This window comes from Telluria sp. AC161, from assembly GCF_979258535.1.
This window is the reverse complement of record NZ_OZ409861.1, coordinates 396106-419666: the sequence shown is the minus strand read 5'-3', so window position 1 is coordinate 419666 and position 23561 is coordinate 396106. Positions and strand designations below refer to the sequence as shown.

Sequence of the window (23561 nt, the reverse complement as noted above, 5' to 3'; positions counted from 1 at the left end):
GACATCCTCCTTGTTGGGTAGATGTCCACTATCGACGGGCTGCGTATCCGGGTAAAGTAGTGACTTTATACGGGTATAAGAGGTAACAGGATGGACGGGGCAACGAGCCGCGACAATCCGCTGGGCAGCTACCTGAAAGACCGCCGCGCCCGTCTCGACCCGGCGGCGCTCGGGCTGGGCAGTACACGCCGGCGCACGCCAGGCCTGCGGCGCGAAGAAGTCGCGCAGCGCGCCAGTATCAGCACCACCTGGTACACCTGGCTGGAACAGGGCCGGGGCGGCGCCCCGTCGGCCGAGGTCGCCGGGCGCATCGCGCGGGCGCTGATGCTCACTGGTGCCGAGCGCGAGCACCTGTTCCTGCTGGCGCTGGGGCGCCCGCCGGCGCCGCACCATGCACCGCACGCAGCAATCTCGCCCCGCATCCAGCGCGTGCTCGATGCCTTGCCCGCGAGTCCGGCCTTCGTCAAGACTGCCAGCTGGGATGTGGTTGCCTGGAACCGCGCCGCTGCGGCGGTGTTCGGCTACGACAGCGCCACGCCCGAGCACCGCAACATCCTGCGCCGCATTTTTTGTGATCCCGCCACGCGCGCCGCCCAGCGTGACTGGGACAGCGTGGCGCGGTTCGTCGTCGCGGCCTTCCGGGCCGACATGACGCGCGCCGGTGTCGACGTCCAGTCGGCGCCGCTGGTCCGCGAACTGCGCCAGCGCAGCCCGGACTTCGACGCGCTATGGCAGAGCCGGGATGTTGGCACCTACGGCGAAGGCACGAAGCAGTTGCGCCATCCGGTGGCCGGCTGGCTCGCACTGGAATATTCGTCGTTTGCCGTCGATAGCCGGCCGGACCTGTCGATTGTCGTCTACAACCCGGCGACGCCGGACGATGCGTCCAGGATCACGGCGCTCGTGACCGGCTGAGCTTGCGCTTGTTGGCCTGATCAGCCGAACACGCCCTCGTCCGACCCGTCGCCATCGAAGAACCCGCTCGGCTCATCCCCATGGTTGCTGTCTGCCAGCGGATCGTCGGCCGCGTTCGGTTCATCGATGGCGCCGATGCCCGCCTGGTCAGCCAGTGCGCCACCGCTGTTCGCTTCACCCGTCCCTGCATCGGCCAGCAGATGATTGGCGCCACCTTCCGCGCCGGCTCCCGCACCATTGTGATCGAGCAGATTACCGATACCCTGGAACAGGAAGCTGCCCGCGGCCACGCCTGCCGCCGTGGCCGCGATCGTGCCCAGCATGCCGCCGCCGGCCCCGCCCAGGAAGCCGCCGCTGCGGGCCGGTGCTGCCGTACCCTGTGCTGCGCCCTGTACTGGCGCTGGTGTGGATGGATTACTTTGCGCCGAATTACCCCACGTGTTCGCGTCGAGGAACCCGCCGCTGCCCTTCGTGGTCTGACGTTCCAGCTCGGCGATGCGCGCCTTGGCATTTCCCAGCGCCTGCTCCACCAGCAGCGCGCGCTGCACCAGCAGGTAGGCGGCGTCCGGTTGCTCGGCCACGGCGCGCTGGATCAGCGCGTCGGCTTGTGGATCTTTCGTCACGCCACGGGCCTGGACCAGCTGGCCCAGGAAGTCCTGCAAGGTTTTTTCGTCTGACGGGTTCATGATGGTCTCCGGTTGGAAGGTACGATATGCTTACATTGTGGGCCCGTTGTCGAAATTTCAAGCATCTTTGGATTGTCTTCGCTGTTCCGACCAACCGAACCGGGAGCGTGCCATGCCTTCCACCGTCGTCCCCTGCCTGCGTTACCACGATACCCCCGCCATGCTCGCCTGGCTGTGCACGAATTTCGGCTTCACGATACGGCGCTGCATCCCGGGCCGGCAGGGCGAAGTCGCGCACGCCGAGCTCACACTGGGCGATGGCATGGTCATGATCGGCACCCACTCAGCCGACGACTACGGCCGCTTGCTGGCGACACCGGCACAGGCCGGCGGCTTGTTGACGCAAACGATCTGGCTTCATGTGGATGACGCCGACGCCGTGCATGCCCGCGTGCTCGGCAGTGGCGCGGTGATCACCCAGCCGATCGGTGATGCGCCGCAAGGCGGGCGCGCATTCGCCTGCCGCGATCCGGAAGGCCATCTGTGGCAGGTCGGCACCTACGATCCGTGGGACGCCGCCTGATGCTGGCTCGGCCTGGCGCTTGTTTGCTATGCTAGCGCCCTTGCGCCGCCTTCGTGATCGGGCGGCCCGTCATATTTAGGGAAAGCACATTATGGTTTCGCTGCAAGAGCAGTTACTCAAGGCCGGCCTGGTCGACAAGAAGAAGGTCAAACAGGTCACGCAGGCAAAAAGCAAACAGCACAAGCACGAGCTGCGCACGGGCGTGGAGTCGGTCAACGAGGCGCGCGAAGCGGCGCTCGAGCTGCAGCGCAAGAACGCCGAGCGTGCGCGCGAGCTGAACACCCAACGCGATGCCGCCGCTGCGCAAAAAGCCATCCTGGCGCAGATCGCGCAAATGGTGCAGAAGAACAAGCAGCCCAAGGGCAAGGGTGATGTGCCGTACAACTTCACGTTCGGCACCAAGATCGAGCGTATCCACGTGACGTCGCAGATCGTCGAGCACCTGGTGGCGGGCCGCCTGGTGATCGTGCACATGAATGGCAGCTTCGAGCTGGTGCCGCGCATCATCGGCGAGAAAATCGCCCAGCGCGATGCGTCGATCGTCGTGCAGATCAAGAAGAAAGTACAGGAAGTGGAAGAGGACGATCCGTACGCGGACTTCAAGATTCCGGACGATCTGATGTGGTAATGGTGGGCTGTAACGCGGTTGGAACGGCGTTGCGACGCCGTTCCGGCACTACATTACTTCTTGGTCTTGTCTTCAACGTCCTGGGTGGCGGTCCCGGTACGGGTTGCGCTCGAGGTACGCTCGGTCTGCTTCTTCGGCTGACCCATGCCTGCCGCCGTGGTTTCCTGCTTGCTGGTGCCCTGGAAATCGGTCGACACCGAGTTCGCGCTGTCTTCCGGCTCCGCTGCAGGGTTGGCGCGCTTGTCCGCAGTGCCCATCACCGGTGCTTTTTGCTGGGTAGCCCCTGCTTTCGCTGGCTGCGGCGTGGTTGGAGTGGTCTGAGCTGCGGCACTTGCAGCGATGACGACGCCACTAAGTAAAACGATCAATTTTTTCATAACAAGCTCCAAGTCGATGTGTATATATCATCACTTTGTGATCAACTTGGCGATTGCAAGGGTTGATTGACCGAAGCTGCGATCATGGCGCGCAGACGTTTCTGCGCGCCATGAACACTTTCTTTCAGGACTGCAGGTCCTGTCCACCAAATGCATTCGGCAACTGCGCCGCTGCCGTGGTTTCGAAGATGGCACCGGTCAGGTTGGTCAGGATCACCGGCAGTTCATTGCCACCCAATTCCAGGATCACTTGCCGGCAGGCGCCGCACGGCGCGATCGGGCCTTCGGTCTGGCCGATGACGGCCAGCGCTGCGAAGTCACCCGGCTTGTAGCCGTTGGCAATGGCGCTGAAGAACGCCGTGCGCTCGGCACAATTGCACAGGCCGTAGGCGGCATTTTCCACATTACAGCCACGGAAGATGCGGCCATCCTTGCACGCCAGCGCTGCGCCCACCTGGAAGTTGGAATACGGCGCATACGCCAGCTCGCGCGCAGCGCGCGCTTCATCGATCAGTTTTGTGTAGGTCATGGCGTTTCTTTCAAGGACGGACGATGCGGTGAATCATTGGCTCGGCGGCCGGCTGGGTGTCGCCGATCTGGTAAGCCGCCTGCACCTGGCGCACAGCGCGCTCGGCGGCCTCGGGCGAACGTGCATGCACCATCGCCAGTGGCTGGCCCACGGCGATCTGATCGCGCAGTTCAACCAGGCCCGTCAGGCCCACGGCGAAGTCGATGCTGTCCTGTGGCCGCACACGGCCGCCACCCAGCGCGACAACCGCCAGGCCCAGGCCACGGGTGTCGACCGAGACGGCGTAGCCGGCCTGCAGGGCTGGCGCAGGCACGATGACAGGTGCCGTTTCCAGGTGCGCATCCGGCTTGTCCATCAGGTCGGCCGGGCCGCCCAGCGCCGCGACCATGCGCGCGAAGCGCTCGGCTGCCTCGCCCGAGTCGAGCGCGGTCTGGAGTTTGGCACGCGCTTCGGCGTCCGTGCCTGCCAGGCCCGAAATCACCAGCATCTCGGCGCACAGCGCCATCGTCACTACGTGCAGGCGTGCCGGGCGCGCCTTGCCGGTCAGGTAGTCAATGGCGACGCGCACTTCGACCGCATTACCGGCCGCGTGGCACAACGACTCGTTCATGCCGGTCAGGATGGCCGACGTGCGGGTGCCGGCGCCATTGCCGACGCTGACGATCGATTCAGCCAGTTCCAGCGATTTTTCGGCCGTCGGCATGAAGGCGCCGCTGCCCACTTTCACGTCCATCACCAGCGCATCCAGACCCGCCGACAGCTTCTTCGACAGAATCGAGCCGGTAATCATCGCCACCGATTCGACGGTCGCCGTGGTGTCGCGGATGCTGTAGAAGCGCTTGTCGGCCGGCGCCAGCTGGGCGGTCTGGCCGATGATGGCCACGCCGACATCCTTGACGACGCGGCGGAAGGTATCGGGATCAGGCACGGTGCTGTAGCCGGGGATCGCGTCGAACTTGTCGAGCGTGCCGCCGGTGTGGCCCAGGCCCCGGCCCGAGATCATCGGCACGAAGCCGCCGCAGGCCGCGATCATCGGGCCGAGCATCAGCGAGACGACGTCGCCGACGCCGCCGGTCGAGTGCTTGTCAACGACCGGGCCCGGGAGGTCCAGCGACTTCCACTCCATGACCTGGCCCGAGTCGCGCATCGCCAGCGTGAAGGCGACGCGTTCATCCATCGTCATGTCGTTGAAGTAGACCGCCATCGCGAGCGCGGCGATCTGGCCTTCGGTGACGCTGCCGTCAGGGATGCCTCGGACAAAAAACTGGATCTCTTCGGCCGACAGGATGCCGCCATCGCGTTTTTTGCGGATGATTTCTTGGGGGAGGAACATGGGGACGTCTCTATGAATTGTTGACCTGAAAACCGTCATTCCCGCGCAGGCGGGAATCCAAGTGTGCGTCATCGCGAACTTACCTGGATTCCCGCCTGCGCGGGAATGACGTTGTTTTAATGTGGCGTGTATTTTCCGTACTTGGCTTCTTTAAACGCCGTACGGGATCCAGACGTTCTTCACCTGGCTCGCATGCTGCAGCACGACACGGCCGCCGGCCTGCTTCGGATCGAACCAGTCGCGCCCTTTCGCGCCGCCGGTCCAGGTGCGCTTGAGCGTCTCGCTCGACAGGCGCTCGACTTCGGCACACCCCTCGGCAGAACCGTCGTGGCGCCACACGGCATCGATCTCGCCATGCGAGGCCAGCGTGCGCGCCAGTTCGTCGCTTGATCCGGTGACGATATTGAGCGCCCCACCCGGCAGGTCCGACGTATCGAGCACCTGGTACAGATCGATCGCCGACAGCGGATGCTGTTCCGACGGCACCGCCACCACGCGGTTGCCCAGCGCCAGCGCCGGGGCGACCAGCGAGATGAAGCCCAGCAGCGGGTTCTCGTTCGGGCACACGATGCCGATCACGCCCACTGGCTCGTTGAGCGCCACGGTGATGCCCTGCATCGGCGGCTGGTGCACCTGGCCGTCGTACTTGTCGGCCCAGGCGGCCCAGTAGAACAGGCGCTCGACCGAGGCGGCCACTTCGCGCGCGGCGTCGTTCGAGCCGGTCTGCTGCGCGATGCGCGCCGCGAATTCGTCGGCGCGGATCGCCAGATTTTCGGCGATGTAGTACAGCACCTGCGCGCGGTTGTGCGCGGTGGCCTTGGCCCAGCCGGCCGCCTTGTGCGCTGCTTCGACTGCGTTGCGGATGTCCTTGCGGCTGCCTTCGCCGATATCGGCCAGGAACGCGCCGTTGGCGCCATTGATCGCGCGGCTGTAAGCGCCGTCAGGGCGCGCCTGCTTGCCACCGATGTACAGCTTGGCGGTGCGGTCGATCGCAAACGGGCTGTCGGCATCCGCCGCATTCACAGCACCCTTCGCGGCGCCCTTGGCGGCAAACACCGGCGCCGCAGGCCGTGCATCTTCCGACAGCGGCGTCAGGTACTCGTACATGCCTTCCTTGCCGCCTTCGCGGCCATAGCCCGATTCCTTGTAGCCGCCAAAACCGCAGCCTGCATCGAACTGGTTCGCCGTGTTGATCCAGACCACGCCGGCCTTGATCTGCGGGACGACGTCCAGCGCCAGGCTGATCGACTCGCTCCAGACGCAGGCAGCCAGGCCGTAGACGGTGTTGTTCGCCAGTTGCACGGCTTCGGCCGGGGTGCGGAAGCTCATCGCCACCAGCACCGGGCCAAAGATTTCGGCCTGCGCCACGGCAGCCGATGTCGACGCGCCCGTGATCAGGGTTGGCAGGTACCACGAACCAGACGTCGACAGCTCACCGGCCGGTTGCCAGACTTCGCAACCTTCGGCGCGGGCCGATTCCACCAGGCCGTGGATGCGCTGCTGCTGCACCGGATCGACCAGTGCGCCGATGTCGTTCGACTTGTCCAGTGGCGAACCGACGCGCAGGGTTTCCATGCGCGCCTTGACCTTCTTGATGAAGCGCTCGTACACCGACTCCTGCACCAGCAGGCGCGAACCGGCGCAGCAGACCTGGCCCTGGTTGAACCAGATCGAGTCGACCAGGCCTTCGACAGCCGCGTCCAGGTCGGCATCGTCGAACACGATGAACGGCGACTTGCCACCCAGCTCGAGCGACAGCTTCTTGCCGCTGCCGGCGGTCGACTTGCGGATCAGGCGACCGACTTCGGTCGAGCCGGTGAACGCGATCTTGTCGATGCCCGGATGATTCACGATCGCCTCGCCCACGCGGCCATCGCCCGTGACGATGTTGACGACGCCAGCCGGCACACCAGCGCGCTGGCAGATTTCGGCAAACAGCAAGGCGGTCAGCGGCGTGTACTCGGCCGGCTTGAACACCACCGTATTACCGGCAGCCAGCGCCGGCGCGATCTTCCACGCCAGCATCAGGAGCGGGAAGTTCCACGGCACGATCTGGCCGACGACACCGACGGCGCGGTAGTCCGCGAACTCTTCGGCCTGCAGTTGCGCCCAGCCGGCGTGATGGTAAAAATGGCGGGCCACGAGCGGCAGGTCGGCGTCGCGCGTTTCGCGGATCGTCTTGCCGTTGTCGAGCGTTTCGAGCACCGCGAACAGGCGCGCATGCTTTTGCAGCAGGCGCGAAAGTGCGTACATGATCTTGGCGCGGCCATGGCCACCCAGCGCGACCCAGCCCGGCTGCGCGCGGCGCGCGGCTGCCACGGCGCGTTCGACATCGTCGTTCGTCGCCTGCGTGACCTGCGCCAGTTCGACGCCATCGGCCGGATTGGTCGTGGCGAAGGTCTCGCCCGCATCGCTCCAGGCGTTGTCGATGAAGAGGCCAAAGCGGCGCTCGTGACCGTCCAGCCATGCTTGCGCTTCCTTGGTGGTCTCGAGAGCGGGGCCGTAGTCCATGGTCTGAAGAATCTCTTTAATTGTTGGCATGACGTATCCGGATTTAAGGTTGCGCGTGACGATGGGCGGCCGAGTAGTTCCCGGTCACGTAGTGCTCGAGCTGGCGTTCGATGTCGGTCAGCAGGCTCGATGCACCGATGCGGAACAGGTGCGGCTGCAGCCAGTCGTTGCCCAGTTCTTCCTTCATCACGGTCAGGTATTGCAGCGCCGACTTCGCCGTCGAGACCCCGCCGGCCGGCTTGTAGCCGACCTGAAAACCGGTCAGTTCGTGGTAGTCGCGAATCGCGCGCACCATCACCAGCGAGACCGGGATGGTGGCGTTCACGCCTTCCTTGCCGGTCGAGGTCTTGATGAAGTCTGCACCGGCCATCATGCAGACCCACGAGGCCTTCGCCACATTCTCCAGCGTGACCAGGTCGCCGGTGGCCAGGATGGCCTTGACGTGCGCGTCGCCGCAAGCCTGGCGGTACGCCACCATCTCGTCGTACAGCGCCTGCCAGTTGCCCAGCAAGACGTGCTGGCGCGTGATGACGATGTCGATTTCGGTGGCACCGGCAGCGACCGACAGTTCGATCTCGCGCAGCTTGGTTTCCATGCTCGACAGGCCAGCCGGGAATGCCGTGGACACGGCGGCGATCGGCAAGCGGCCCTGCAACACCTTGACGGCTGGCGTGATCATCTCGTGGTACACGCAGACGGCGCCGGTGCTCAGGGTCTCGAGACCCAGCGCGGCCATCAAATCGGCGCGCAGCGGGCGCATCGCCTTCATGCACAGGCGCTCGACGCGGCCCGGCGTGTCGTCGCCCGACAGCGTGGTCAGGTCCATGCACTCGATCGCGCGCACCAGCCATGCGGCCTGGTATTCCTTCTTCACCGTGCGGCGGTTCGCGAGGCTCGCGGCGCGGCGGTCGGCCGCATTGCGGTTGACCTTGAGACTGTTGATCAGGCCAAGGTCCAGGTCCATGGCGACGTTGCGTTTGAAGTCCAGCGGCTGGCTCATAGCTGTGCGATTCCGTTCGAAAGTGGTTTGACGCCGAGGTGCTTGGCCAGCGTGGCGCCGATGTCCGAGAAGGTATCTGCCACTGGCAGCTCTTGCGGCGCGACGTTCGGGCCGAAGAAGATCATCGGGATGTGTTCGCGGGTATGGTCCGAACCCGGCGCGGTCGGGTCGCACCCGTGGTCGGCCGTGAGTACGACCAGGTCGCCGTCCTTCAGCTTGGCCATGAATTCCGGCAGGCGCGCGTCCAGTTCGTGCAGCGCGTTGGCGTAGCCGGCGACGTCGCGGCGGTGGCCGAAGTGCATGTCGAAGTCGACGAAGTTGACGAACGTGAGCGACTTGTCGCCCGCTTCGTCGGCCACTTCGAGCAGACGGTCGAAGAGCGCCATATTGTCCGGGCCCTTGATCAGGCGCGTGACGCCCTGCCCTGCATAGATGTCGCTGATCTTGCCAAGCGCGAAGACGTCGCCGCCCGCGTCCTTGACGTGATCCAGCAGCGTCGGCGCGACCGGCGGCACCGCGTAGTCGTGGCGGTTCGACGTGCGCTTGTAGTCGCCGTTGGCGCCCGTGAACGGACGCGCGATCACGCGGCCGATGTTGTACGGCTTGACCAGTTCATAGGCCGCTTCGCAGACGGCGTACAAGCGCTCGAGGCCAAAGTGCTCTTCGTGCGCAGCGATCTGCAGCACCGAGTCGGCCGACGTGTACAGGATCGGCTTGCCGCTGGCGACGTGCTCATCGCCGAAGTCGTTGATGACGGTGGTGCCCGAGGCGTGGCAGTTGGCCAGCCAGCCCGGCACGCCGGTCAGTTCCTGCAGCTTGTCGGTGAGCTCCTTCGGGAACGACGGCACGGTCTTCGGGAAGTAGCCCCAGTCGAACAGCACCGGCACGCCAGCGATTTCCCAGTGGCCGCTCTGCGTGTCCTTGCCGGTCGACTGTTCGCGCGCGATGCCCCAGGCGCCGGTGAAACCGTCGCGCTGGCTGAAGCCCGGCGCCCATTCGCCGCTTGCCTTGTGGCCGGCCGCGCCCAGGCCGAGGCGCTCGAGGTTCGGCAGCGCCATCGGCTTGCCTTCCTTCGCGGCCCATTCGGCGATGTGGCCGAAGGTGTTGGCGTCAAGGTCGCCATATTTGTCGGCGTCGGGCAACGCGCCCAGGCCGAAGGAGTCCAGCAGGAGGATGAATGCACGGGACATTGGATCGCTCGCTTTCAGTAGGTTGATCAGGCGGCGCTGCGTGGCGTCGAACCGAGACGTTCAATAAAGGCATGGATCAGCGTGACCATGTCCTTGGCCGCGATCGCCGCGTACTTCAGGGTCTGCTCGTGCGACAGCGCGAACGGCGACAGGCCTTCGGCCAGATTCGTGATGGCCGACACCGCCGTCACTTTCAGGCCGCAGTGGCGCGCCGCGATGACTTCGGGGATCAGCGACATGCCGACGACATCGGCGCCCAGCGTCTTGAAGGCGCGGATTTCGGCGACGGTCTCGAAGTGCGGGCCGGCGGCGGCCAGGTACACGCCTTCGTTCAGCACAATGCCCTTCTCTTTCGCGACGGCCTTGACCTGCTCGCGCGTCTCGGCGTCATACGCATTGGACATGCTGAAGAAGCGCGGACCGAAGCGCTCGTCGTTCGGGCCCGACATCGGGCTGCCCGGCAAGAAGTTGATGTGGTCGGTGATCGCGACCAGCGAGCCGGCATCGGCTTCGATGTTCAGCGAGCCGGCAGCGTTGGTCACGAACAGCAGTTCGCAGCCGATCTGCTTCAGGGTACGTACGGCGTTGGTCATCACGCCCGGGCCATAGCCTTCGTAGAAGTGGCCGCGGCCCTTCATGCAGGCGACCGGCACGCCGGCCAGTTCGCCCAGCACCAGTTCACCGGCGTGGCCGTGCACGGTGCTGATCGGGAAGCCCGGCAGGTCGGCGTAGCTGATCGAGACGGCGTCCGTCATCTGTTCGGCCAGCACACCCAGTCCGGAGCCGAGGATCAGCGCGACGCGCGGTGCGAAGCCCGGCTTGCGGGCGCGGATGATGTCGGCGGCGTCGAACGGGAGATTGCTGGACATGTTATTCCTTGTGAGGTCTGGTGATGTGGGGAGATGGGATGGAGGCTGGCGCGGCCTTCGCAGGCGCGGCGGCATCTGGTCAGCTGAATATTATAACTATGCATGAATGCCGATATGTATGGCAAATACACTTTTTCTTCCCGATTTATATGTTTTCGCGATAAATTAGCAGGACCACGCCGACGTTGACGGCGCCATGACAAATGTCTAGCATTGCCGGACATAAGTTTAAGTCATTTGCCGAGCGATGCCCAAAAAAGACCAGTTGTATGAGCTGATCCGCGCCAACCCGTTCATCTCCCAGCAAGACCTGGCGGCGCGCCTCGGCCTGTCGCGCTCAGCCGTGGCCAATTACATCGCCACCCTCGTGCGCGAACGGCGCATCCTCGGCCGCGCCTATGTGCTGCCGGATCACCGCCCCGTCGTCTGTATCGGCGCGTCCAATCTCGACCGCAAGCTGCGCTCGCTCGGCCCGCTGGCCCTGGGCACATCCAATCCGGCGCGCCAGACCGAATCGTTCGGCGGCGTGGCGCGCAATATTGCCGAGAACCTCGCGCGCCTCGGCGCCCCAACGAGCCTCATCACCGCAGTCGGTCCGGACGCCTCGGGCCGCGCGCTGCTCGCGCATGCCGACGAAGCGGGCATCGACACGCGCAGCGTGCTGCTGGTCGACGGCGCGGCCAGCGGCACCTACACGGCGGTGCTCGATGAAGATGGCGAGATGCGTGTCGCGCTGGCCGACATGGCGATCAACGAGGCGCTCACGCCCGCGTTCTTCGCCAGCCGCGCGCCGCAGCGCGCCGGCGCCGCACTGATCGTGGCCGACCTGAACCTGCCACAGGATGCGGTGGCCGGGTTGCTGGGCGACGCGCTGGCGGGCGGCGTGCCGATGGTCGTCGTCGCCGTATCCGAACCGAAGATCAACCGCCTGCCACGCGACCTGCGCGGCCTGCGCCTGTTGATCCTGAACCTGGGCGAACTGGCAGAACGCGCCGGCCACGCGATGGACAGCGAGGCCGCGATCGCGCGCGCCTGCATTGATCTGCAGGCCGACGGCGCACAGGACGTGATCGTCACGCGCGGCGCTCAGGGCGTCATGTTCACGACACCCGACGGCCTGCGCAGCCTGGCCGCGCCGGCCGTCGACGTCGTCGACGTCACCGGCGCCGGCGATGCGTTTGCCGCTGCCGTCTGCTGGAGCCTGTACAGCGGCGCCACCTCGCTCGACCTGGCCTGCCGCCGCGGCCTGGCCCTGTCCGCCATGACCATCGGCTGCGCGCAGACCGTCTGCCCCCAACTTGCGCCCGGCTTGCTCGATCAACCGGCCGACAGCCAACTCCCTATGACTGATTAACCAGAGACCTCCCATGCACAACTTCCTCCTGCTCTCGCCCGAAGTGGCCGCCGCCCGCACCGCCGGCAAACCGATCGTCGCCCTCGAGTCGACCATCATCTCGCACGGCATGCCGTACCCGCAGAACGTGCGCACCGCGCGCGAGGTCGAGCAGATCATCCGCGACGCCGGCGCCGTACCGGCCACGATCGCCGTCATTGCCGGCAAGATCTGCATCGGCCTGTCGGACGAGCAGCTCGAGTTGCTGGGCTCCTCGCCGGACGCCATGAAAGTAAGCCGGCGCGACCTGGCCTATGTGCTGGCGCAGGCACGCCTGGGTGCGACCACCGTTGCCGCGACGATGATCTGCGCGCAGCTGGCGGGCATCGAAGTGTTCGTCACCGGCGGCATCGGCGGCGTGCACCGCGGCGCCGAAACGAGCTTCGACATCTCGGCCGACCTGCAGGAACTGGCGCAGACCAGCGTGGCGGTCGTCTGCGCCGGCGTCAAATCGATCCTCGACATTGGCCTGACGCTCGAGTACCTGGAAACGCACGGCGTGCCGGTGCTGAGCGTCGGCCAGCCGGGCTTTCCTGCCTTCTTCACGCGCGAGAGCGGCTTCCAGGCCGACTTCCAGATCGACTCGCCTGAAGACCAGGCGGCGTTCATCCGCACCAAGTGGCAGCTCGGCCTGGCCGGCGGCGTCGTGGTGAGCAATCCGGTGCCGGCCGACGCCGCGATGGCGCCCGCCGAGATCGACGCCATCATCACGCAGGCGCTGGGCGAAGCGGCCAGCCAGAACGTCACCGGCAAGAAGGTCACGCCGTTCCTGCTGGGCCGCATCAAGGAGCTGACGGAGGGCCGCAGCCTGGCCACCAATATCGCGCTGGTCAAGCACAACGCGCTGATCGGCGCGCGCCTGGCCGTGGCGCTGAACCACCGCGCAGCCTGAGTCGTCAGCGCATCAGCCCATGTCGATCGACCTGAAACAACTGAAGTATTTCCTGGCGGTGGCTGAAGAGAAAAGCTTCAGCCGCGCCGCCGAGCGCCTGCATATTTCGCAGCCGCCGCTGTCGCAGCAGATCATGAAGCTCGAAAGCGAACTGGGGGTGCGCCTGTTTACCCGCACCACGCGCAGCTTCGAGCTGACCGTGGCAGGGCGCGCGCTGATGGTCGAGGCGGCCGACCTGCTGGGCCGGATGCGCATGACAATTGACACCATCCGCCAGATCGACCGCGGCCAGGTGGGCCGGCTGCGCGTGGGCATCGTCGGCTCGGCGATGTGGGGGCCGATCCCGGGCCTGCTCGAACGCTTCCAGACCGATTTCCCGCGCGTGACGTGGACGATCCACGAGCTGGGACCGAACGACCAGTGGGAAGCGCTGCGCAACAAGCAGATCGACGTGGGCTTCTGGCGCGAGCCGCGCATCGAGCCGGACGTGCTGAAAGCGGCCAACCTGCGCCAGGAGCTGTGCTTCAAGGAGCAGTTCTGCGTGGCCGTCAATGCGCGCCATCCACTCTCTAGCAGTGACGCAATCTCGCTACTCGACATCGCCGGCGAGCCGATGCTGACGCTGCACCTGGACCAGTCGGCCGAGCCGCGCTACCTGATGCAATGCTGCGTGAACGCGGGCTTTGAGCCGACCATTTTCCAGGAAGCGGCCGAGCCGCAGACGCTGCTGGCGATGGTGGGCGCTGGCCTGGGCGTGGCCCTGATGCCGGAAACGACGAGCCGCATCGGCTGGCCGGGGGTGCGCTTCCTGCCAATCAACGAACATGCGCCGTCGGCCAACCTGTATATCAGTTATCCGGCGCAGGACGATGCGCCGGTCGTGCGGGCGTTTTTGAAAATCCTGTTCCCGGATCCACCAGCCACGTGAACAATCGAACCGTTTTTGTCCCGTAAAGCATTGCCTTTCTGCACACATGGGTATAATTTCTAGGCAGAAAACTACGCACGATTGAGGCCAATTAATTATTTTTTAACTTTGGGTCCGGTATGATAGTTATCAAGACCATCAATTTTCCAGAGGAGCTCGTATGACTACAGCAACGCCGCGCTACGACGGGCTCCGCCTGAAAAAATTCGACGACGCCGTGTTCGATGACATCGACACGCTGCGCTCGGCGATCGACGACCGCATTGAACAATTATTGAGCGCAAACGGCCAGTCCGACAGCCTGGCCAAGGCCATGCGCACGTCGGCCCTGTCAGCCGGCAAGCGCATGCGTCCGCTGCTGGTCATGCTGGTGGCGCGCGACCTCGGCTGCGCCTCCCCTGCCCTGATCGATGTGGCCTGCTCGGTCGAACTGGTGCACGCGGCGTCGCTGATTCTCGACGACCTGCCATGCATGGACGACGCCAGCCTGCGCCGCGGCAAACCGGCGATCCACATCCAGTTTGGGCAGGACGTCGCCATCCTGGCCTCGGTGGCCCTGCTGAGCCGCGCCTTTGGCGTGCTGTCGCAATCCCAGGATATCCAGCCGGCCACCCGCGCGCGTCTCGTCGCGACGCTGGCGCAGACGGTGGGCGACCAGGGCCTCGTGCGCGGCCAGTTCGAAGACCTGCACGGCGGCGCCCGCTCGCCCGAGGCGATTGCCACCACCAACGAACTCAAGACCGGCCTGCTGCTGGGCGTTGCCGTCGATATGGCCGCGATCATGTGCCACGCCGACGAAAGCGTGTCGCAGCAGCTGCGCGCCTTTGCGCTGGCGGCCGGCCAGGCGTTCCAGATCAAGGATGACTTCCTGGACGGCGCCGGCAACGACAGCGCGATCACGGGCAAGGACACCGGCAAGGACATCGGCAAGGCCACCCTGATCAATACGCTCGGCTTCGACGAAGCGCAGCGCCGCCTGTCGGCCTGCCTGATCGAGGCCGATCGCTGCCTGGGCGCCGCCATCGGCGGCAAGGGCCGCACGCGGCACTTCATGGGCGCGCTGTTCGCCAAGGAAGCCAAGGGCGCGCGCTTTGTCGCCGAACCTGCCAAGCCGCGCGAACTGCGCCCGAGTCACCAGCTGGCCGAGTTGCGCCTGAACTGAATCCCTGAACTGCATCCCTGATCTGACCAACCCTCGCATGACGCACTTCGCGGTCGTGGCTCCGGCCCTGTATAGCCACTTCAACACGCTGATGGTGCTGGCGCGCGAACTCGTCACGCGTGGCCACCGCGTCACCTTCATCCATCGCCCGGACGCGGCCGCCTACGTCAAGGATGCGCGCGTCGGCTTTCACGCGATCGGCGCAGCCACCCATCCGGCCGGCTCGCTGCCTGCGATGCTCGCACGTGTGGCCAATCCCGGCAGCCCGCTGGGCCTGCGCCGCGTGATCCTCGACATGGCCGCCAGCACCGAGATGCTGTGCCGCGAACTGCCGGCCGCGCTGGAGCAATTGCAGGTCGACTGCGTGCTGGCCGACCAGATGGAAGCCGCCGGCGGCATGGTCGCCGAAAGCATCGGCATGCCGTTCATCTCGATCGCGTGCGCCCTGCCCGTCAACCGCGAGCCGGGCATCCCGTTGCCGGTGATGCCGTTCGTGTACGAGGACAGCGAGCGCGCCTTCAAGATCGTCGAAGGCAGCACGCGCGTGTATGACTGGATGATGGGCCCGCACCACCGCGCGATCGCGGCACAGGCCGAACGCCTTGGCCTGCCACCACGCAGCATGCTGCACGAATGCCTGTCGCCGCTGGCGCAGATCGCGCAGATCGTGCCGGGCTTCGATTTCCCGCGCCGTGAACTGCCGGCGCACTTCCACCATGTCGGGCCGCTGCACGCAGCCAATGTGGCGCCTGCTTTAAGCCCGGAAGAACTGGCACCGTTCCTGCCGCCGGCATCCAGCACGCGCCCGTTCATCTACGCGTCGCTCGGCACGCTGGTCAGCGACCGCTACCCGCTCTTCAAGCGCATCGCCAAAGCCTGCAGGGAGCTCGATGCCGACCTGTTGATTGCCCATTGCGGCGGCCTGAATGACGCACAGGTGCGCTCGCTCGAAGCCATCGGCGCCACGCGCGTGCACGCCTACGTGCCGCAACTGGCCGTCTTGGCGCGCGCCGACGCGATCGTCTCGCATGCGGGTGCCAACACCATCATGGAAGCGGTGGCGGCGCGCACGCCGATCCTGGCGCTGCCGATTGCCTTCGACCACCCGGGCGGCGCCGCGCGCGTCGAGTACAGCGGTGTTGGCCTGCGCGCTTCGCCGCGCATGAGCAGCGTGGCCGACCTGGTGCGCAAGCTGCGCCGGCTGCTGGCCGAGCCGGATTTCGCCGCACGCATGGCGCCATTGTCCGACGCGATCCGCGTTGCCGGTGGCGCGCCGCGCGCGGCCGACATCATCGAGACCGCTCTGCACCTGCCGACGGCGGTGGCCAGCCATGGATGAGCGCAGCAACAGTAGTCGCGACAGCATCGACCACGACCTGATCCTGGTCGGCGGCGGCCTGGCCAACAGCCTGATCGCCTGGCGCCTGCAGACCGAGCGCCCGGAACTGCGCATCCTGCTGCTCGAGCAGGGCCGACACCTGGGCGGCAACCATACCTGGTCATTCCACGACAGCGACCTGACTGCGGCCCAGCTGCGCTGGATCGCGCCGCTCGTCTCGCACCGCTGGCCCGGCTACGACGTCCTCTTTCCCGAGCACGCGCGCGCGCTGAATGGCGGCTACGCCAGTATTGCCTCGCCCGATTTTGCGCGCACGATCGAAGCCGCCCTTGGCCCGCTGCTGCGCACCGGCGTGCGGATCGACACCGTCACGCCGACGAGCGTGCGCCTGGCCGATGGCACGCTGCTGCATGCGCACGCCGTCATCGACGGGCGCGGCCCCAGCGCCAGCCCGCATCTGGCGCTGGGCTACCAGACCTTTCTGGGCCAGGAAGTGCGCCTGCATGCGCCGCACGGCTTGACGCAGCCGCTCATCATGGACGCGAGCGTGGCCCAGCAAGGCGGCTACCGCTTCGTCTACCTGCTGCCGTTCGGCCCCGACCGCGTGCTGATCGAAGACACCCATTACGTCGACAGCGCCGTCTGGGAACCAGAACGGCTGCGCGCCAACATCGCCGCCTACGCCGCCGGGCGCGGCTGGCAGATCCGCGACGTGCTGCGCGAAGAACAGGGCTCGTTGCCGATCGTGCTGGCCGGCGACTTCGACCGCTTCTGGGATGCCCTCGATGGCCAGCCCACCGTCGGCCTGCGCGCCGGCCTGTTTCACCAGACGACCGGGTATTCGCTGCCAGTGGCCGTGCGCCTGGCCGAACGTATCGCCGCCCTGCCCGACCTGGCGGCGCCGTTTGCGGCACAATCACTGTTTGCCGCGATCCGCACCGAGGCACGCGAGGAATGGCAGCGCCAGGGCTTTTTCCGCATGCTCAACCGCATGCTGTTCATGGCCGGCAGCCCTGACCACCGCTGGCAGGTGATGCAGCGCTTTTACCGCCTGGGCGCACCGATGATCGCGCGCTTTTACGCCGGCCGCCTGACATTCGCCGACAAGCTGCGCCTGTTGACCGGCAAACCGCCGGTCCCGGTGCTCGAAGCTTTTACGGCCGTTCGCAAGACACAACCCCATCAGATCAGGAATCCCGAATGAACCAGATGAAAATCGAACCCAAGCGCGCCGTCGTGATCGGCGCCGGCTTCGGTGGCCTGGCCCTGGCCATCCGGCTGCAGGCCGGCGGCACGCAGACCACCCTGCTCGAAAAACGCGACAAACCGGGCGGCCGCGCCTACGTCTACGAAGACCAGGGCTTCACGTTCGACGCCGGCCCCACCGTCATCACGGATCCGACCGCGATCGAAGAACTGTTCACGCTGTGCGGCAAGAAGATCGGCGACTACGTCGAGATGCTGCCGGTCACCCCGTTCTACCGCCTGTGCTGGGAAGACGGCACCTTCTTCGACTACGCGAACGACCAGGAAGCGCTCGACCGCCAGATTCATGCCCTGAATCCCGCTGACGTGGCCGGCTACCAGCGCTTCCTCGCCTATTCGAAAGCCGTGTTCGACGAGGGCTATCTGAAGCTGGGCGCGGTGCCGTTCCTGTCGTTCCGCGACATGATCAACGCCGGCCCGAAACTGGCGCGCCTCGAAGCATGGAAAAGCGTCTACAGCATGGTCTCGCGCTTCGTGAAGAACGAGCACCTGCGCCAGGCCTTCTCGTTCCATTCGCTGCTGGTGGGCGGCAATCCATTTGCCACCAGCTCGATCTACACGCTGATCCACGCGCTGGAACGGCGCTGGGGCGTCTGGTTCCCGCGCGGCGGCACCGGTGCGCTCGTCAATGGCCTCGTGCGCCTGTTCCAGGACATGGGCGGCAAGCTCGAACTGAACGCCCCCGTGGCGCGCATCGAAACCGTCGGCAACCTGGCCAGCGGCGTACGGCTGGAAGACGGCCGCTGGTTCCCGGCCGACGCCGTTGCGTCGAATGCCGACGTCGTGCACACCTATGCCAACCTGCTGAGCAACCACGGTCGCGGCAGCAGCCAGGGCGAAACGCTGCGCAAGAAGCGCTGGAGCAATTCGCTGTTCGTGATCTACTTCGGCCTGAACAAGCACCACGAGCAGCTGCAGCACCACACGGTCTGCTTCGGCGCGCGCTACAAAGACCTGATCACCGAGATCTTCAAGAGCGACAAGCTGGCCGACGACTTTTCGCTGTACCTGCACGCACCGTGCGTGACCGACCCGTCGCTGGCGCCACCGGGCTGCGGCAGCCACTACGTGCTGGCGCCAGTGCCGCACCTGGGCAATGCGCCGATCGACTGGGACGTCGAAGGGCCGCGCTACCGCGACCGCATCTTCGACTACCTCGAACAACGCTATATGCCGGGGCTGCGCAGCCAGTTGGTCACGAGCCGCATCTTCACGCCGAACGACTTCCGCGATGAGCTCAATGCGCACGTGGGCTCGGCCTTCTCGCTCGAGCCGATACTGACGCAAAGCGCCTGGTTCCGTCCGCACAACCGCGACGCCGAACTGCCGAACCTGTACCTGGTCGGCGCCGGCACCCACCCTGGCGCGGGCGTGCCGGGCGTGATCGGGTCGGCCAAGGCCACGGCCGGCCTGATGCTCGAAGGTGTCAACGCGGGAGCGCATGCCGGAGGGCTGCGATGACGACAGAGGCCGGCCAGAACCTGATGGCGCACGCGACCCAGACCATCGAGGTCGGGTCGAAGAGCTTTGCAGCGGCCGCCAAGCTGTTCCCGCCGGCCACGCGGCGCGCCGTGCTGATGCTGTATGCGTGGTGCCGCCACTGCGACGACGTCGTTGACGGCCAGGAGCTGGGCTTTGCCAGCGCCCCGGTGGCGCAGGCCATGCACAATGCGCCGTTCGAACTCGACCGGCTGTACGACAACACCCGTCGCGCCTACGAGGGCGAGCCGATGCGCGATCCGGCCTTTGCCGCGTTCCAGGAAGTGGCGCTGGGCCACGCAATCGCGCCGCGCTATGCGTACGATCACCTGGCCGGCTTTGCGATGGACGTCAACGAGGCGCGCTACCGCACGATCGATGACACACTGCGCTACTGCTACCACGTGGCCGGCGTCGTCGGCCTGATGATGGCGTCGATCATGGGCGCGCGTGACGAGGCGGTGCTCGACCGGGCCTGCGATCTGGGGCTCGCGTTCCAGCTGACGAATATCGCGCGCGACATCATCGACGACGCGGCCATCGGTCGCTGCTACGTGCCCGATGCGTGGCTGATCGAGGCCGGCATCCAGCCGGATCTGGTAGCACTGCCGCGCCACCGCGCCGCATTGGCCACGGTCGCCGCGCGCCTGGTGGACCATGCGGAGCCGTACTACGCATCGGCGTCGATCGGTCTGGCGGCGTTGCCGCTACGCTCGGCGTGGGCGATTGCCACGGCGCGCAATGTGTATCGGCAGATCGGGGTGGAAGTGAAACGGCGTGGACCGCGCGCCTGGGACAAGCGGGTCGGCACGTCGAAGGCGACCAAGCTGCGCCTGCTCGCGCTGGGCGGCCTGCAGGCGCTGGCCTCGCGTTTACAATCTAGTCGCGAGCTGCCGGTGCGGCGTGGTCTGTGGCAGCGCCCTGGCCGCGCGGACCCCGCAGCTGGTTCTGCTGGGCCTGCAACTGCTGTTTGAGTTTGGTGACGGGCGGCGCGTACAGAAAGCCGAACGACACGGCGCCCTCCTTGCCCTCGACCGCATGGTGCATGCGGTGGGCCTGGTACAGACGCTTGAAATAGCCGCTGCGCGGTACGTAGCGGAACGGCCAGCGCTGGTGCACCAGGCCATCGTGGGCGATAAAGTACAGCAGGCCATAGCCGGTCATGCCGGCGCCGATCCATTCGATGCGCCCGTAACCGCGCGTGCCGAACCAGATCAGGGCGATGGCGATGCCGGCAAACACGACGGCGTACAGGTCGTTCTTTTCAAACCAGCCGGTGCGCGGCTCGTGGTGCGAGCGATGCCAGCCCCAGCCGAAGCCGTGCATGATGTACTTGTGCGCGACGATGGAAAACAATTCCATGAAGGCGATGGTGGCGAGAACGATGAGCGCGTTGAGCAGCATAATGAAGTAAGCGCCTTGATGGGATGGCGGGCATGGAAGCGGATGCCGACAGCCTAACATGCGACCGCTGCGCACGGTAGCGCAGCAACGGCGGCAGGCGGTCAAACACGATACACCAACAATTGAACCATTGGAGAAACCATGCAATCGACTTTTCGTACTTTAGCACTCGCCGCAGCATTCTGCGTCGCAGGCAGCGCCTCGGCCGCATCGATCGAAGTACGCGTCCAGGGCGTCACGGCCAAGGGCAAGGTGCTCGTCGCCGTGTGCGACAAGACGACCTTTTTAAAGGATTGCGCGTATTCCGGCTCGGCCCCGGCCAAGGCGGGCGAAACGATCGTCACGGTCGACGGCGTGCCGACCGGTTCGTGGGCCGTGCTGTCGTATCAGGACGAGAACGACAACGGCAAGCTCGATCGCAACGTGCTGGGCATCCCGAAAGAGCCGTACGCATTCAGCCGCGATGCCCGCGGCCGCTTCGGTCCGCCGAGCTTCGAGGATGCCGCATTCGAGCTGCGTGACGAAAAAGCCGTCACCACGATCAAGCTGCGGTAATCCACCACCGCGTCGTTCCCGCGAAGGCGGGAACCCAAGTGTGCGCGCCAGGCCACTATCGATTGCCCGCTTGGCTGCGCTGGTGACTTGGGTTCCCGCCTGCGCGGGAACGACGGTTTTCAGGATACGTCAGTACGCCACACCAGCGTCGTTCCCGCGAAGGCGGGAACCCAAGTGTGCGCGCCGGGCCACTGTCAATTGCACTGGTGGCTGCGCTGATGACTTGGGTCCCCGCCTGCGCGGGAACGACGGTTTTTCAGGATATGTCAGTGCGTCGCGCCGCCCGCTTCGCGCAGGTCGGTGTCGACGCCGAGCGTCACTTCTACCGCCAGCTTGACGCCGGCGATGATGTCTTCCAGCGCCATCGACGGTGGCGCATCCGGCCGCGCAGCCGCCTGCTCGGGCAGGAACGGCACGTGAATGAACCCCGCCTTGATCGGCTGCGGCTGCGCCGCCGCGTGGTGCATCAGCCCATAGAACACATGGTTGCAGACGAACGTACCGGCCGTCTGCGAGACCCCCGCCACCAGCCCCCGTGCGAGCAGCGCGTGCACGATCGCCTTGATCGGCAGCGTCGAAAAATACGCGGCCGGACCATCGGCGGCAATCGCCATATCGACCGGCTGCTGCCCGCCGTTGTCCAGAATCGACGCATCGTCGACATTGATCGCCACCCGCTCGACCGAGATATCCGGCCGCCCGCCCGCCTGACCGACGGCGATGACGACATCCGGATGCAGCTCGTCGATCAGCGCCGTCAGATCCTCGATGGCGTCGCCGAACACGCACGGCAACTGGCGCACCTCGACCTGGAATCCGTCGCCCTGCCAGCCTTCCAACGCGCGCACGGCCTCCCAGGCCGGATTGATGGTGGCGCCATTGAACGGCTCGAAGCCCGTCAGCAACACAGTCTTGATCATCACAGGTTCATCAAAAAGTAGAGCAAAAAGATATTGGCCATCAGGATCGGCAGCGCACTCGGGATCTGGGCCCGAATCACGGCGTTCTTGTCGGGCAGTTCCAGCAGCGCGGCCGGCACGATATTGAAGTTGGCCGCCATCGGCGTCATCAGGGTACCGCAATATGCGCTGAACATGCCGATCGCCGCCATCACGGCGGGGTTGGCGCCGTACACGCCCACCAGCACCGGGATCCCGACACCGCCCGCCATGACGGGAAACGCGGCAAAGCCGTTGCCCATCACGATCGTAAACAGCGCCATGCCGAGGCAGTAGACGGCCACCGCGATGAACGCCGAGTCCAGGCCGATATAGGTCGTGGTCAGGTGCGCCACCGCCTTGCCCACCCCTGCTTCGGAAAACAGCAGGCCCAGCACCGCCAGGATGTGCGGCAGCACGACGGCCCAGCTCATGGCATCGACCAAGCGGCGCGCTTCACGCACACCCTGCAGCGGCGTGGCGCGCGTGAGCCAGCACGCGGCAATCAATGCCACGACCGCGCCGCAACCCATGCTGACAATGGTGATATGGGCCGGATCAAGGAGCGGCAGGCCGCCCAGCTGCACGTCCTTCAGCAGGGTCGCGCCGATGACGGTCACCAGCGGCAGCAGCAGCGCCGGGATGAACAGGCGGTTTCCCAGCCGCGCAGCGCTGGCCTGGCGCGCTTCCGGCGCCAGCGCCTTGGGCTGGCCGGCCTTCACGCCACCAAAGCCGGCTAGCAGCGCCATGCCGATCATCAGGGCGCCCACCGCCGCCAGCGGCAGCGCTTCGCCCGCCAGATACAGCAGCGCGTACAGACCCCAGAACAGGGCCGTCGTGACACGGCGCGGATTGCTGCGGTCCACCAGGTTCATGATGGCCACGGCCGCCAGCAGCAGGCCGACGAGGATGTAGAAGTGGTCGATCGAGAGCGTCATGCGGCGCCCTTCTCGTCCAGCACGGCGCGGGCAATCTCGGCGTCCAGGCGACGCAGGTTCCAGGCGTGGATGACGAACGCCGTGATCGCCGTCGGGATGCCCCACAGCGCAATATGCAGCGGATTGACCTCGATGCCTTCGGCTTGCAGGATCGTGTGCATCAGGACGATGGCGCCGAACGCCACAAAAATGTCTTCGCCGAAGAACAGACCGATATTGTCAGTGGCGGCTGACATCGCGCGGATCCGGTAGCGGATGCGCTGCGGCAGCGGACCGTGTTGCGCTTCGGCCGCCGCTTCGGCCATCGGCGCGACCAGCGGACGCACCATCGTCGGATGGCCGCCCAGGCTGGTCAGGCCCAGCGCCGCCGTGCTTTCGCGCGCAAACAGGTAGACGATCAGCAGGCGCCCGGCGGTGGCCGAGCGCACCTTGCCGATGGCGGCCTGGGCGCGGTCACGCAGGCCAAAGCGCTCGAGCAGGCCGATGGCGGCCAGCGGCAGCAGCAGGATGAGTGGCAGGTTGCGGGTCTTGAGGAAGGCGGCGCCAAGCGTTTCGAGCAACGTCATGACCGACATCGCGGCGGCAACGCCGGTCACGCCGCAGGCGGCAACCGCCACCAGCACCGGATTGGCGCGCAGCACGAACCCCACCACGATGACGACCACGCCGAGCAGTGGCCACAGATTCACAGCAGATTGCATTGCAT

General features: G+C 66.0%; 24 protein-coding genes. 12 read left to right on the top strand and 12 right to left on the bottom strand.

Features of this window, described 5'->3' with window-relative positions; all coding sequences use genetic code 11:
* Positions 1–90: 90 nt before the first annotated feature.
* The gene (locus ACZ0AJ_RS01875) at positions 91–915 is read left to right on the top strand and encodes a helix-turn-helix transcriptional regulator (RefSeq protein WP_499453625.1); all 825 of its coding nucleotides are present in this window, start codon (positions 91–93) and stop codon (positions 913–915) included.
* 20 nt (positions 916–935) lie between these two features.
* Here the strand turns inward: ACZ0AJ_RS01875 and ACZ0AJ_RS01870 are convergent, their stop codons facing one another.
* On the bottom strand, positions 936–1601 hold the full coding sequence (locus ACZ0AJ_RS01870) for a DUF2076 family protein (protein ID WP_499453623.1): 666 nt from the start codon (positions 1599–1601) through the stop codon (positions 936–938).
* A gap of 112 nt (positions 1602–1713) precedes the next feature.
* Between ACZ0AJ_RS01870 and ACZ0AJ_RS01865 the strand changes: the two genes are divergently transcribed.
* Both ACZ0AJ_RS01865 and ACZ0AJ_RS01860 read left to right on the top strand, forming a co-directional pair.
* On the top strand, positions 1714–2124 hold the full coding sequence (locus ACZ0AJ_RS01865; protein ID WP_499453621.1) for a VOC family protein: 411 nt from the start codon (positions 1714–1716) through the stop codon (positions 2122–2124).
* A 91-nt stretch (positions 2125–2215) separates the two neighbouring features.
* Positions 2216–2752 carry a DUF2058 domain-containing protein gene (locus ACZ0AJ_RS01860; RefSeq protein WP_183557442.1) on the top strand — a complete coding sequence of 179 codons (537 nt, stop codon included), beginning with the start codon at positions 2216–2218 and terminating at the stop codon, positions 2750–2752.
* 53 nt (positions 2753–2805) lie between these two features.
* Here ACZ0AJ_RS01860 and ACZ0AJ_RS01855 read toward each other — a convergent pair whose 3' ends face one another.
* The 7 genes from ACZ0AJ_RS01855 to xapA form a co-directional block, all read right to left on the bottom strand.
* Positions 2806–3129 (bottom strand): hypothetical protein, encoded by a 324-nt coding sequence (locus ACZ0AJ_RS01855; protein ID WP_499453619.1) that lies wholly within the window; start codon positions 3127–3129, stop codon positions 2806–2808.
* A 124-nt stretch (positions 3130–3253) separates the two neighbouring features.
* The gene (locus tag ACZ0AJ_RS01850; RefSeq protein ID WP_332530163.1) at positions 3254–3658 is read right to left on the bottom strand and encodes a cytidine deaminase; all 405 of its coding nucleotides are present in this window, start codon (positions 3656–3658) and stop codon (positions 3254–3256) included.
* 10 nt (positions 3659–3668) lie between these two features.
* Positions 3669–4991, bottom strand: coding sequence for a thymidine phosphorylase (deoA, locus tag ACZ0AJ_RS01845; protein WP_499453617.1), 1323 nt, complete (start codon positions 4989–4991; stop codon positions 3669–3671).
* 150 nt (positions 4992–5141) lie between these two features.
* Entirely contained in the window at positions 5142–7532 is a 2391-nt protein-coding gene (locus tag ACZ0AJ_RS01840; protein ID WP_499453615.1) for an aldehyde dehydrogenase family protein, read from the bottom strand.
* Between the two features lie 13 nt (positions 7533–7545).
* Complete coding sequence (gene deoC, locus ACZ0AJ_RS01835; protein ID WP_499453613.1) at positions 7546–8502, bottom strand: deoxyribose-phosphate aldolase; 957 nt, start codon at positions 8500–8502, stop codon at positions 7546–7548.
* Positions 8499–9692, bottom strand: coding sequence for a phosphopentomutase (locus ACZ0AJ_RS01830; protein ID WP_332530160.1), 1194 nt, complete (start codon positions 9690–9692; stop codon positions 8499–8501). The genes deoC and ACZ0AJ_RS01830 overlap by 4 nt, the downstream gene beginning before the upstream one ends.
* 26 nt (positions 9693–9718) lie before the next feature.
* On the bottom strand, positions 9719–10561 hold the full coding sequence (xapA, locus tag ACZ0AJ_RS01825; protein ID WP_499453611.1) for a xanthosine phosphorylase: 843 nt from the start codon (positions 10559–10561) through the stop codon (positions 9719–9721).
* A 247-nt stretch (positions 10562–10808) separates the two neighbouring features.
* On the opposite strand from xapA, the gene ACZ0AJ_RS01820 reads away from it, so the two are divergent.
* The 8 genes from ACZ0AJ_RS01820 to crtB all read left to right on the top strand — a co-directional run bounded on the left by ACZ0AJ_RS01820 (position 10809) and on the right by crtB (position 19994).
* On the top strand, positions 10809–11915 hold the full coding sequence (locus ACZ0AJ_RS01820; RefSeq protein ID WP_499453609.1) for a carbohydrate kinase: 1107 nt from the start codon (positions 10809–10811) through the stop codon (positions 11913–11915).
* 13 nt (positions 11916–11928) lie between these two features.
* On the top strand, positions 11929–12846 hold the full coding sequence (locus tag ACZ0AJ_RS01815) for a pseudouridine-5'-phosphate glycosidase (protein ID WP_499453607.1): 918 nt from the start codon (positions 11929–11931) through the stop codon (positions 12844–12846).
* Between the two features lie 19 nt (positions 12847–12865).
* On the top strand, positions 12866–13774 hold the full coding sequence (locus ACZ0AJ_RS01810) for a LysR family transcriptional regulator (RefSeq protein WP_499453605.1): 909 nt from the start codon (positions 12866–12868) through the stop codon (positions 13772–13774).
* A gap of 160 nt (positions 13775–13934) precedes the next feature.
* Positions 13935–14936 (top strand): polyprenyl synthetase family protein, encoded by a 1002-nt coding sequence (locus tag ACZ0AJ_RS01805; RefSeq protein ID WP_499453603.1) that lies wholly within the window; start codon positions 13935–13937, stop codon positions 14934–14936.
* A gap of 37 nt (positions 14937–14973) precedes the next feature.
* Positions 14974–16275 (top strand): glycosyltransferase, encoded by a 1302-nt coding sequence (locus tag ACZ0AJ_RS01800; RefSeq protein WP_499453601.1) that lies wholly within the window; start codon positions 14974–14976, stop codon positions 16273–16275.
* Complete coding sequence (gene crtY, locus ACZ0AJ_RS01795; RefSeq protein ID WP_499453599.1) at positions 16268–17479, top strand: lycopene beta-cyclase CrtY; 1212 nt, start codon at positions 16268–16270, stop codon at positions 17477–17479. The genes ACZ0AJ_RS01800 and crtY overlap by 8 nt, the downstream gene beginning before the upstream one ends.
* On the top strand, positions 17476–19002 hold the full coding sequence (locus ACZ0AJ_RS01790; RefSeq protein ID WP_499453597.1) for a phytoene desaturase: 1527 nt from the start codon (positions 17476–17478) through the stop codon (positions 19000–19002). The genes crtY and ACZ0AJ_RS01790 overlap by 4 nt, the downstream gene beginning before the upstream one ends.
* Positions 18999–19994: a 15-cis-phytoene synthase CrtB gene (gene crtB / locus ACZ0AJ_RS01785; RefSeq protein WP_499453595.1), complete on the top strand. Its 996-nt coding sequence runs from the start codon at positions 18999–19001 to the stop codon at positions 19992–19994. Before ACZ0AJ_RS01790 ends, crtB begins: the two co-directional genes overlap by 4 nt.
* Here the strand turns inward: crtB and ACZ0AJ_RS01780 are convergent.
* A complete protein-coding gene (locus ACZ0AJ_RS01780) occupies positions 19900–20424 on the bottom strand; it encodes a sterol desaturase family protein (RefSeq protein ID WP_499453593.1) in 525 nt (174 codons plus the stop codon). The two genes, crtB and ACZ0AJ_RS01780, sit on opposite strands and share 95 nt — an antisense overlap.
* 141 nt (positions 20425–20565) lie before the next feature.
* Between ACZ0AJ_RS01780 and ACZ0AJ_RS01775 the strand changes: the two genes are divergently transcribed.
* Complete coding sequence (locus ACZ0AJ_RS01775; RefSeq protein ID WP_499453591.1) at positions 20566–20979, top strand: DUF2141 domain-containing protein; 414 nt, start codon at positions 20566–20568, stop codon at positions 20977–20979.
* A gap of 266 nt (positions 20980–21245) precedes the next feature.
* Here the strand turns inward: ACZ0AJ_RS01775 and pcp are convergent, their stop codons facing one another.
* Genes pcp through ACZ0AJ_RS01760 form a run of 3 tightly spaced genes read right to left on the bottom strand, consistent with a single transcriptional unit; the run spans position 21246 to position 23556 of the window.
* Positions 21246–21896 carry a pyroglutamyl-peptidase I gene (gene pcp, locus ACZ0AJ_RS01770; RefSeq protein ID WP_499456704.1) on the bottom strand — a complete coding sequence of 217 codons (651 nt, stop codon included), beginning with the start codon at positions 21894–21896 and terminating at the stop codon, positions 21246–21248.
* Between the two features lie 2 nt (positions 21897–21898).
* Complete coding sequence (locus ACZ0AJ_RS01765; RefSeq protein ID WP_499453589.1) at positions 21899–22855, bottom strand: DUF979 domain-containing protein; 957 nt, start codon at positions 22853–22855, stop codon at positions 21899–21901.
* Positions 22852–23556 (bottom strand): DUF969 domain-containing protein, encoded by a 705-nt coding sequence (locus tag ACZ0AJ_RS01760; protein ID WP_499453587.1) that lies wholly within the window; start codon positions 23554–23556, stop codon positions 22852–22854. Before ACZ0AJ_RS01760 ends, ACZ0AJ_RS01765 begins: the two co-directional genes overlap by 4 nt.
* Positions 23557–23561: the final 5 nt, after the last annotated feature.

Coding starts and splice junctions, on each gene's coding strand:
- ACZ0AJ_RS01875 (WP_499453625.1), top strand. CDS start 91: ATGGACGGGGCAACGAGCCGCGACAATCCGCTGGGCAGCTACCTGAAA.
- ACZ0AJ_RS01870 (WP_499453623.1), bottom strand. CDS start 1,601: ATGAACCCGTCAGACGAAAAAACCTTGCAGGACTTCCTGGGCCAGCTG.
- ACZ0AJ_RS01865 (WP_499453621.1), top strand. CDS start 1,714: ATGCCTTCCACCGTCGTCCCCTGCCTGCGTTACCACGATACCCCCGCC.
- ACZ0AJ_RS01860 (WP_183557442.1), top strand. CDS start 2,216: ATGGTTTCGCTGCAAGAGCAGTTACTCAAGGCCGGCCTGGTCGACAAG.
- ACZ0AJ_RS01855 (WP_499453619.1), bottom strand. CDS start 3,129: ATGAAAAAATTGATCGTTTTACTTAGTGGCGTCGTCATCGCTGCAAGT.
- ACZ0AJ_RS01850 (WP_332530163.1), bottom strand. CDS start 3,658: ATGACCTACACAAAACTGATCGATGAAGCGCGCGCTGCGCGCGAGCTG.
- deoA (WP_499453617.1), bottom strand. CDS start 4,991: ATGTTCCTCCCCCAAGAAATCATCCGCAAAAAACGCGATGGCGGCATC.
- ACZ0AJ_RS01840 (WP_499453615.1), bottom strand. CDS start 7,532: ATGCCAACAATTAAAGAGATTCTTCAGACCATGGACTACGGCCCCGCT.
- deoC (WP_499453613.1), bottom strand. CDS start 8,502: ATGAGCCAGCCGCTGGACTTCAAACGCAACGTCGCCATGGACCTGGAC.
- ACZ0AJ_RS01830 (WP_332530160.1), bottom strand. CDS start 9,692: ATGTCCCGTGCATTCATCCTCCTGCTGGACTCCTTCGGCCTGGGCGCG.
- xapA (WP_499453611.1), bottom strand. CDS start 10,561: ATGTCCAGCAATCTCCCGTTCGACGCCGCCGACATCATCCGCGCCCGC.
- ACZ0AJ_RS01820 (WP_499453609.1), top strand. CDS start 10,809: ATGCCCAAAAAAGACCAGTTGTATGAGCTGATCCGCGCCAACCCGTTC.
- ACZ0AJ_RS01815 (WP_499453607.1), top strand. CDS start 11,929: ATGCACAACTTCCTCCTGCTCTCGCCCGAAGTGGCCGCCGCCCGCACC.
- ACZ0AJ_RS01810 (WP_499453605.1), top strand. CDS start 12,866: ATGTCGATCGACCTGAAACAACTGAAGTATTTCCTGGCGGTGGCTGAA.
- ACZ0AJ_RS01805 (WP_499453603.1), top strand. CDS start 13,935: ATGACTACAGCAACGCCGCGCTACGACGGGCTCCGCCTGAAAAAATTC.
- ACZ0AJ_RS01800 (WP_499453601.1), top strand. CDS start 14,974: ATGACGCACTTCGCGGTCGTGGCTCCGGCCCTGTATAGCCACTTCAAC.
- crtY (WP_499453599.1), top strand. CDS start 16,268: ATGGATGAGCGCAGCAACAGTAGTCGCGACAGCATCGACCACGACCTG.
- ACZ0AJ_RS01790 (WP_499453597.1), top strand. CDS start 17,476: ATGAACCAGATGAAAATCGAACCCAAGCGCGCCGTCGTGATCGGCGCC.
- crtB (WP_499453595.1), top strand. CDS start 18,999: ATGACGACAGAGGCCGGCCAGAACCTGATGGCGCACGCGACCCAGACC.
- ACZ0AJ_RS01780 (WP_499453593.1), bottom strand. CDS start 20,424: ATGCTGCTCAACGCGCTCATCGTTCTCGCCACCATCGCCTTCATGGAA.
- ACZ0AJ_RS01775 (WP_499453591.1), top strand. CDS start 20,566: ATGCAATCGACTTTTCGTACTTTAGCACTCGCCGCAGCATTCTGCGTC.
- ACZ0AJ_RS01765 (WP_499453589.1), bottom strand. CDS start 22,855: ATGACGCTCTCGATCGACCACTTCTACATCCTCGTCGGCCTGCTGCTG.
- ACZ0AJ_RS01760 (WP_499453587.1), bottom strand. CDS start 23,556: ATGCAATCTGCTGTGAATCTGTGGCCACTGCTCGGCGTGGTCGTCATC.